Source organism: Paenibacillus sp. LRG-1 (assembly GCF_057220305.1).
Genome location: NZ_CM170126.1, coordinates 78,236 through 87,861, shown reverse-complemented (window position 1 = coordinate 87,861; position 9,626 = coordinate 78,236). Strand labels below are relative to the sequence as shown.

Genomic DNA, 9,626 nt, shown 5'->3' with positions numbered 1-9,626 from the left:
CGTGCGCTTCCACCCTGTCATTGATCCAGTGAAACAATTTCTTCCGCCTCAACCACCAATCGATCCCCTACGGAAGCCCGACCGCTTCCAAGAATATAGCCCCGCCGACGCTTGATCACTTCAAAATAAAGATCAATTCGGTCCCCAGGCTTGGCCAAGCTGTGGAATCGAATTCCATTGAGGTTAGTCAGGTATGAAATTCCTTTTTTATCAATCGCAGCGAATGCCGCTAATTGTGCAAGCGACTCCACAATCAACATAGGAGGCATGTATGGGTTAGTGTCAGTAATGAACCACTCACTCCAGGTGACAAGCTTGTATCCCTTCGCCCATTGCGACGTTTCGTACCCGGTCACGCCATCCAACAGAAGAAATGGGTACCGGTGCGGAAGCACATCCGGGATATGGATCAGCTCTTCGCTCACAGGCTTATTCCCCTTCCCACTTGCGAACAGCAAGGCAGACGTTGTGCCCTCCGAAACCAAATGAATTGCTAATCGCCGCGCGGACCTCGCGTTCCTGATATACATGCGGCACAAAATTCAATTCAGGAGCTTCAGGATTGTCGCAATTGAGTGTCGGTGGTACTTTGCTGTGAATCATACTCTGCACAGTCGCAATTAATTCGACTGCCCCTGCACCGCCCATTAAATGGCCAGTCATGGATTTAATAGACGATATCGCCAATTGGGTGGCATGCTCCCCGAATACTTTTTGAATAGCGTTAATCTCCATACGATCATTAAATGGCGTACTCGTACCGTGGGCATTGACATAGTCGATTTCCTGCGGTGTTAAGCCGCCATCCTGCAGTGCGATGTTGATCGCTTCTGCCGGGCCGGAGCCAGAGGGATCTGGAGCCGTGATATGATACGCATCAGTTGTGCATCCGTAACCCACAACTTCGGCCAGAATGGTGGCTCCGCGGTTCAAAGCATACTCCAACTCCTCCAGCACCAAAACTCCTGCTCCTCCACCGATGACGAATCCATCGCGATCCACATCAAACGGACGACTAGCCTTCTGCGGCTCTTCATTACGTCTGGAGAGAGCATGGATATTCGCAAAAGATGCCAGATCAAGCTGACTAAAATTGGCTTCTGCTCCACCGGCAACCACAACATCAGCCGTGCCGTACTGGATCGTACGTAATGCCTCACCAATGGCATTACTTCCTGTGGCACAAGCCGTAACCACAGCAAAAGAAGGCCCCTTGGCTCCAATAGCAATGGAGATTTCACCAGGTGCTGAATTAATCATCATCGAGGAAACAAAATAAGGAGAAACTCTTTTGGGACCAAGCTTTGTTAATTTCCCATAGTTCTCCTCTATAACGTCGAGGCCGCCTGCTCCAGAACCGACAATAACCCCCACGCGACTTGCATTCCGCTCATCAATCACTAATTTTGATTGCTCCACTGCCTGCCGGGCAGCCGCCAAAGCAAACTGAGTGAACTGTGCGACTTTATTAGCTTCCTTCTTGCTCATATATTGCAATGGGTCAAAGCCCGTAACCTGTGCACCGATCTTTGTCGGAATGTCCGCTGTATCGAAAGCAGTGACAGGTCCGATTCCGCTTTTTCCTTCCAACAGTGAATTCCAGAAATCCGTAAGATTAAGCCCGACCGGCGTTACGACTCCCTGTCCAGTCACTACAACACGTCTTCTCACTGTATCCACGTCCTTCGTTGAAATTAATTCTTGGAAGCCTGTTGCTCGTAGAGAGGAAAGTCGCCATACACATGACTGATTTTTTCATGCACATCCGCAAGATCAGCATATACCTCGACGACCACAAGCTTGTTCTCCTGATACTTTTGCCAAGCAAGCTGAAGCTGTTCCCGTGCCTCTCCCTTACTCCGAATTGCAAGGCTTTCCACAAACTCATACTGAGGAATTTGAATTCCTGTCTTGGCCGCCTCAGAAACAAACGGGAGGGACTGCCCTGTGAGATGTTTATAATTCATCTGATTCTGCAACCAACCATAGCCACCATTATTGAGTACGATATAGATTAACGGTATTTGATACTCCACCGCCGTCATAAAATCCGAACAAAAGAGATTGAACGCACCGTCACCTACAAGTGCCACTACTGGACGTTGTGTTGCCACGCTTGCTCCCAGAGCAGCCGCCGCACCGAATCCAAGACTCGTTTGATCACTAGGAACAATCGAAAGAGAACCGTGGGCAAAGCGAAAATATGGATAAAAATAGGACCACATATCCTGCAATCCATTCTCTTGAAGAAGCACTAGATTTTCAGGGAACTCCGTCTGAATCATGTCCAACAGCTCAGGAACGTGGATTCCAGGGGTCTTTTTCAGCTCTTCCAGATAAATAGCCCTGTGAGAAAAAGCCTCCTGTTTACAACTCCCAATCGTTTCAAGCCACACTCCATCAGGCTCCTGCCCACGTCGTTCAAGCCACTGCTCCACCGCTGCATATCCATCACCGAGCACCTTGATACCCTTGTATTCGTGTGCAAAATCCTCCAGATTTACATTGACTTGAATCAAAGGTGTATCCTGTAGCAAAATATCCCACTCGAAGATAGCCGTTTCTTCCAATCGACTGCCCAGTGTGATCACCACATCAGATTCCTTCCAGATTTGTCTTAGACTGAGATCTGTATAGAGTCCTGCAACACCACAGAAGAGTTCGTGGTCTTCATCAACTACACCCCGTCCCGAGGCGGTTGCGAACAAGGCCGCTCCATGTTGGTTAGCGAACCGCTCAATCACATCACCTGTACCTGACTTCATGCCGCCTCCGACTAGAATGAGTGGTCTGCGGGCGTTCTCAATAATTTCCCACGATGCATCCAACTCCCGACGAGACGGAGAGCACGACAGCTTTTCTGGTGGGGTAAACTGAAGCCCTGTTGGCACAGGCTGGTCCATCAGGTTTTCAGGGAGTTCGATATAGACGGGACCCGGTGCTCCATTGATAGCCAAAAAGGCAGCCCGCTCCATCGCCCATACAAGCCGATCCACATGCTCGACACGATAAGCCCATTTTACGAGCGGCTTCACGAGTGAGATTTGATCGGCTTCCTGAAAGGATCGGGTACCCAGCTTGTCTCCGCCAGTGCCAAGCGCCAAAAGCAGGAGCGGAGCGCCCAGGTTCTTGGCCTCCAGTAGCCCTGTAAGTGTATTACTGAGCGCAGGGCCTTTCCCCACAACGCATACGGACATCTGGTTGGTGGTGAGCGCATAACCTGCTGCCATAAACACAGCATTACGTTGATCTTTGCACAGAATAAAATCCATACCGGATGAGGGGAGTGACGATACGATTTTGAGATCATCACTTGGTAATCCAAAGAGATGCTGAACCCCAGCCGATTTTAAGTAGCCAATGATGGCATCCCAGGGAAAGAAGCTCGCAGTCATACCAAACTCCTCTTTTCCGACAAATATTCTGCGACAATTTCTGAAATCAAGATCGGCTTCGAAATGAGCTTGAAATCGTAAAAAATATAGTTCGACATCGTGCCATAGCCACCAAAAGGCTTATTGCCTTGATCCACATCCTCAAGCGTCTGATTAATGGTCAGCGTGTGCTTCTTTCGCAGAACGTCCGCCAGGTGACTAGACCCGTATAAGCTGCAACCCATTGCTCGTTCACTGAAATAACTGGAGGAAATACGCTTGATCAGCTGCTCGTCGTCTCGGTAGCTAACCACGTTGAAGACCGGTGAAAAATACTCAATAATCTCCAAATCCTGATCTAGCTCGCTATATACAACCGTTGGCTCCATCTTTTTCGTACGGAAATCAATGCCACCGCCGTAGATAATAAACTTATCGTTCGTATTAAAATATTCAGAAACTGAGTTCAGCGCATCTTTATAGAAAATAGGGGAATAGTTTGCGTTCGGATCATCGTTGGCTCCAAACACAAGTTGGTCAAGCCGCATAATCAGCAGGTTTTTGAAGCTCTCTGTCACATCTTGATGTACCAGAATGATGTCGGGTCCCAGGCAGTCCTGTCCTGAGTTGAACAGTCTCATTCGGATTACATCGGTAACCGCCAGTTCCAGATCAGCATCGGGTCCGATGACGAAAGGATTGATCCCTTGTCCATAGAAGATGTAGAGTTGGTCTTTTCGGATTTGTTTTTTGATCTTCTCCGCATTGACATAGCTCCCGGTGAACACCACAATATCAGCTGGCATAACCGAATTTTCCATAAAAACCCTTTGACTGACCTTACGAATATAGATGGGTAATCCGTGTACAGCCTGAAGCTTTTCATGCAGCATGTTGACGTACTCGTTTACGTGAGAAGAAGGGCGAAAGTCTATATTTTCAACGTACAGGGACGGAATCAAGAGGTATAATGCATAGGAGTACAAAATGACGTTGGAAGGCATGAATACAGCCATAGATCGTTGCCAGCTTGGCTGATAGGTCTGCACTTCTTGCAGAGCACCTTGAAGTGTGAGGATCGTGGAGTCAATTTCTGCATTGGCGGCCCGATAGGATGAAAATTGCGTGAGAATATCCATCACTTCCTGCCGATTTTCAATCAAATAATTGAGGCATTTCAGAATAGATTCATGCCTTTTCAGAAACAGTGTGTTTTCTGCCAGTTCTGGATTTATACTCATGGCACATTCTCCCTTTCCTGTATGCAGTTTTGGTATATATCTTGTTATGCTTTGCGAGAAGCAGCTTTCTCTAGAGCAACACGCTCCATCTCCAGACGATCTACTTTTCCATTGCGATTTAAAGGAAAATGATCGAGCGGAAGCAAAAGATCGGGAAACATGTATGAAGGGAGTACCTGACTCATCTCTTTGCGGAGCACAGGCACGACCTGTGAGGAATCACTTTCGATGAATGCGACAAGCAATGTCCCTTTAGCCTCATCCTCCAAGGTAATCACGCAGGATCGGTAGCCTAGCGAACCAATTCGGTCCTCAATATAGACCGGAGATACCATGTAGCCCATCCGGTTGACCGTCTTACCGCTGCGACCAATGACATACAGCATTCCGTCATCCAGATAGCCCAGGTCCCCCGTCTTGAACCAGCCGTCCTGTAGAACGGATTGCGTCAGGTCTGGACGATTTAGATAACCTTCCATGCATCCAGCACTGCGTATCCACACTTCGCCTACGATACCGTCCGCCTGCTGGTTGCCTGTAGAATCTAGTATTTTCAGATCCACACCAGGTAATGGTAGGCCACAACCCTTCGGACACTCTAGCGTCCCCAGCGTAACGTTGCCCAGTTCAGAAAGGCCGTAACCATTCAGCAGGGGCTGTCCAAATATGTTGTTAAATTTCTCTTCAAGGTCCTGGGTAAGTGGGGAACCGCCTACGCACCACATGCGCACCGGAGCTTCCTTGACCATTTCCAGTTGTTCGGGTTTTCGGTTTAGCATACGCAACAAGGTGTAAAAAGCAGAGGGGTTAGCGTCTACGACCGTCGCCCGGTCTTTCGTAATACTTGCAATGACGCTCCAGAGGTTTTTTGGATTGCAGATGATGAGAGAACATGAAGTTAACCACCAGGAGAAGATAAGTGAGATTCCATAAAAATGAGAAAAAGGCACAACGGGGAGCATATGGTCAGACGGTAGGTAGTTCATGGCGTGTATGGAATGCCTGATATTCTCCATAAAAGCTGAACCAGCTTTCACGATTCCCTTGGGTTTGCCCGTCGTACCTGAAGAATACAGAATGAGCGCATCTGACCTCTCGCACCACTTGCTAAAGTCGAGGGCTTCAAGCTTTGGCTCTCCCACCCAATCCGGGTGTACTGCTTCTTCTTGAATCAGATCTTGAATCAGAATAACGAGAGCATGAGGAAGTTCTAAATCGGAATCCGTAAGGATGCAACAGGCACCCGCTTCATCATAGATTTGGGCCACCTCATCGAGCACAGTCTGCTCGTCCACCACAGTCACCGAAACAGCAATATTGCACAGGGAGAACAGAGACACAACAAACCAATAGGAATTGGCCGCTTTCAGAATCACTCTACCGTCTTCGGGAATTCCTCTGAGCGTCAACATCCGGGAGAAGATCGTAACGTCTCGCTCCAGACGCTCCCTAGTCATAACTCCTTCAGGTGAGATAATACGGCAATCCGTATGCGTAATAAGCACAACGTTCCCTCCTTACATCCCCGTAATATGGTATCCAGCATCTACATGGATAACTTCACCCGTAATGCCTCTCGATAAATGGGAAAATAGGAATAACGCCGTATCTCCGACTTCCGACGTATCAACCGTCTTGCGTAGGGGCGTAGTTTCTTCAATATGTTTGAGCATTGTGTTAAAATCTTTAATGCCATAGGCAGCCAAGGTCCGTATCGGACCAGCGGAAATCGCATTTACGCGAATGCCATATGTGCCCAGATCATTCGACAGATAGCGCATGCTGGCTTCCAGTGAAGCCTTCGCCACACCCATAACGTTGTAATTTTTGATCGCTCGTTCTGCGCCAATATACGTCATGGTGACGATACTTCCACCCTCTGTCATCAGTGGGTATACTCGACGGGAGACAGCAGCCAGAGAATAGGCACTGATTTCTTGTGCAACGGCGAATCCCTCACGAGAAGTGTCAACGAACAAGCCATCCAAATCCTCAGCCTTAGCATAGGCGACACTGTGAAAATAACCATGTAATACGCCTACTTTTTCTTTTAGAAAATCCGCCAATGCATCAAGCTCTTCATTGCTTTGAACATTACAAGGACAGACCAGTGCTCCTGGAATGGTTTCAACGAGCTTTAGTACCCGCTCTGCAACCCTCTCATTTTCGTAAGTAAAAATGAGCTGTGCTCCTTCAGCAGCTAAAGATTGAGCTGTCCCCCAGGCAATACTCCTGTTATTAGCCACGCCCATAATCAAAATGTTCTTACCGCTCAGTAGTACTGCCACAGAAACCACCTTTCTTTTTTTACATTTTTAAACAAAATAACAACTTAACTGCGTATGTCTACATTTATAGACATATGTAATCTTTCCTGGAATATTATCGCGTTAATTGCCAAACTTGGATAGGCGACGTTTTAGGCAAATCACAAAATTTATTTTAAAATTTGTGTAACACATCTTGCATGCTGTCTGTCATCTCACAAAAAATAGTTGTGTTGCTTCTGGTGGTCTGTGTTCAAATCGAAAGGGATACATGTGTGTGAAAAAAGATAGCGAGGCAAAAATAAGGTGACTGTCAAAGTGAGTTAAACATAAAATCCTCATATTTTTGTAAATATTTACATTTCGACGACGGACTCACCCCACTACCGGAAGTAACCACTTCATTTTCAACAACAATGAGTCTTCCGATTTGAACATCCTGAGTGACCAGCCAGATTTTATCTAATCTAAGTGTAAAGCCTTAACCTCTATAGACTACGCTTTTGTTTTTTGGGAGCTAAAGTATAGCTAAAGGAGACAACAAAGTCGATTGCCAGAACGATCGCCCATGTTTGCATAATGCCCTCCAAAGACACCGTACGCTGCGGATCATCAACATACACAATGATGGCGAGCAACAAAGCATTACCTATAGCCCAGCCCAAAAGGTGAAGCAACCAACCTATCCGTTCCTCTTTTGCATGAGCAGCACCATACTTACGTTCAGGCTTGGGTCCCTTACCAAACCAATGGGAGAACCGTACATCCGCCCACTTAATTAACCTATGACCAAATGCTACTGTAATACCAAAATAACAGGCCGCCAAGCCAGTAGCAGTCGTAATCTCCATGCCACTTTTCACCGTGATGAACACCGCAATCAGTAACAGGATATCAATAATGGGGGTAAATAGTAAAAGAAGACCGCCTAATTTCTTCAAGCCAAACATATACCTTGCGATTAACCCTGCAACAACAAAAACCCAAAATAAAACTTCTGCACTAATGATAAATAAATACATAATAGATGATTCCTTTCAAATTAGAAATTGGTATTCACCTCAACTATCCCCCTTTCATGCCCACTATCATACAATATTATACATAATATTCCTAGTATTTTGTCTATAATTACATAAAAGGAAACAAATAGCCGTTTTTTTCTGCGAAAATCAGTATCTGTTCAGCCCATTTCGTCTTGTTCTCAAAATGGGCATTTTACATGATATGCTACCCATAAAGAATTATGATAATCTGAAATGAAAAAAGATGTACCTATGCTAATCAGCACGGGTACATCTTTTTTTACAGATACACTATCCAATTACAATATGACCTTCGGGACGACGGTACAATGTCTTGGTCGAGCGTGGACGAATGGCATAGGCAATCGTAAGAGGACCAATCCGACCAATAAACATAGTCACACAAATAATCAGCTTGCCTGCGTCAGACAATCCTGGCGTCACTCCTACAGACAACCCTACCGTTCCGATTGCGGAAGCAGCCTCAAATGCAAGGGAGAGAAATGGCGCATCCTCTGTCATTAAGAGCAGTATAACCACAATCGAGAATATAAATAGGGCCAGTACAATAATGGTCAGCGCCCGCATCATGATATCTTTGGGGACCCTATGACGGAAAAACACAATTTCCTTCTGTCCTCGCATGACGGCGATTAGCGCACCTACCATAAGCAGAAACGTAGTCGTTTTAATTCCTCCTCCCGTGGAGCCCGGAGAAGCACCGATAATCATCAGCAACATAATAAAAAACTGACTTGCCTGCCTTAACCCGCTGATATCGACTGTGCTCGTACCTGATGATCTCGTGGAGACCGATTGAAAGACAGCTCCATATACTTTGCCTTCCCAGTTCAGCGCACCCAAGGTTCGTGCATTGGTAAACTCAAAAACAAATAAAACCAGCGCACCAACCACAATGAGCACTCCCGACACGCTAAGCACCATTTTGGAGTGTAGAGACAGTCTCCGGGTACGGCGAAAATCGAACAGATCGCTAAGTACAAGGAAACCCAAGCCTCCTGATATAACGAGCACAGATGCAATCATATTGAAAACAAAATCTCCAGCGTACTGTTGGAAGCTAGTCCCGAACAGATCGAATCCCCCGTTATTAAAGAGGGATACGGAATGGAATATTCCATAATATATCGCTTGTCCGACAGGCATCTCTCGCATCCACCGCAAAGCTAAGACGACGGCAGCTATCGCCTCAATGGTAAAGGAAAAGATCAGCACCTTGCGAATAATACGCACGATCCCTTCCATGCTATCGGCATTAATAGCCTCCTTAAGCAGCAACCGATCCTTTAACGATAATCGCCGCCCCAACAACAGCGCAAACAAGGTCGCTAAGGTCATAAACCCCAGCCCGCCTAGCTGCATCAGCACCAAAATGACGGTTTCGCCAAACATCGTATACGTTGAATCGACGTCAACAACGACCAGTCCTGTGACGCAAGCGGCTGAGACGGACGTAAAAAGCGAATCAATCCAATGCGGAGCATGACCACTATGATTGGCAACAGGAAGCATCAGTAGCAAAGTACCCAATGCAATAATCAATAAATATCCGATGACCAATATAAAAGGAGGCGATGCGAACCGACTAAGCTTGACGCTGCGTTTCATTAGAGTATTCTCTCCATCCGTTCTTATGAAAAAGAGGAACAAGACACGGGAAGCCCGGCTGATCCTCTATATTCATAATGTTATGTTATT

Annotated in this window: 8 protein-coding genes; all 8 read right to left on the bottom strand. The window is 46.6% G+C overall.

Annotated features, from left to right (window positions below; all coding sequences use genetic code 11):
• Window positions 1–17: 17 nt before the first annotated feature.
• Complete coding sequence (locus ACUUJN_RS00415; RefSeq protein ID WP_025721676.1) at window positions 18–425, bottom strand: 3-hydroxyacyl-ACP dehydratase FabZ family protein; 408 nt, start codon at window positions 423–425, stop codon at window positions 18–20.
• Between the two features lie 4 nt (window positions 426–429).
• The gene (gene fabF, locus ACUUJN_RS00410) at window positions 430–1,671 is read right to left on the bottom strand and encodes a beta-ketoacyl-ACP synthase II (RefSeq protein WP_484669140.1); all 1,242 of its coding nucleotides are present in this window, start codon (window positions 1,669–1,671) and stop codon (window positions 430–432) included.
• Window positions 1,672–1,694: 23 nt separating this feature from the next.
• A complete protein-coding gene (locus ACUUJN_RS00405) occupies window positions 1,695–3,395 on the bottom strand; it encodes a thiamine pyrophosphate-binding protein (protein ID WP_484669139.1) in 1,701 nt (566 codons plus the stop codon).
• Entirely contained in the window at window positions 3,392–4,615 is a 1,224-nt protein-coding gene (locus ACUUJN_RS00400; protein ID WP_028542503.1) for an aldehyde dehydrogenase family protein, read from the bottom strand. The genes ACUUJN_RS00405 and ACUUJN_RS00400 overlap by 4 nt, the downstream gene beginning before the upstream one ends.
• Before the next feature lie 44 nt (window positions 4,616–4,659).
• Window positions 4,660–6,120 carry a class I adenylate-forming enzyme family protein gene (locus tag ACUUJN_RS00395; protein ID WP_053324333.1) on the bottom strand — a complete coding sequence of 487 codons (1,461 nt, stop codon included), beginning with the start codon at window positions 6,118–6,120 and terminating at the stop codon, window positions 4,660–4,662.
• Window positions 6,121–6,132: 12 nt separating this feature from the next.
• Window positions 6,133–6,903 (bottom strand): enoyl-ACP reductase FabI, encoded by a 771-nt coding sequence (fabI, locus tag ACUUJN_RS00390; RefSeq protein ID WP_013308164.1) that lies wholly within the window; start codon window positions 6,901–6,903, stop codon window positions 6,133–6,135.
• 467 nt (window positions 6,904–7,370) lie between these two features.
• Window positions 7,371–7,904: a hypothetical protein gene (locus tag ACUUJN_RS00385; protein WP_025719307.1), complete on the bottom strand. Its 534-nt coding sequence runs from the start codon at window positions 7,902–7,904 to the stop codon at window positions 7,371–7,373.
• Window positions 7,905–8,198: 294 nt separating this feature from the next.
• Complete coding sequence (locus tag ACUUJN_RS00380; protein ID WP_023986461.1) at window positions 8,199–9,536, bottom strand: TrkH family potassium uptake protein; 1,338 nt, start codon at window positions 9,534–9,536, stop codon at window positions 8,199–8,201.
• Between the last annotated feature and the right edge of the window lie 90 nt (window positions 9,537–9,626).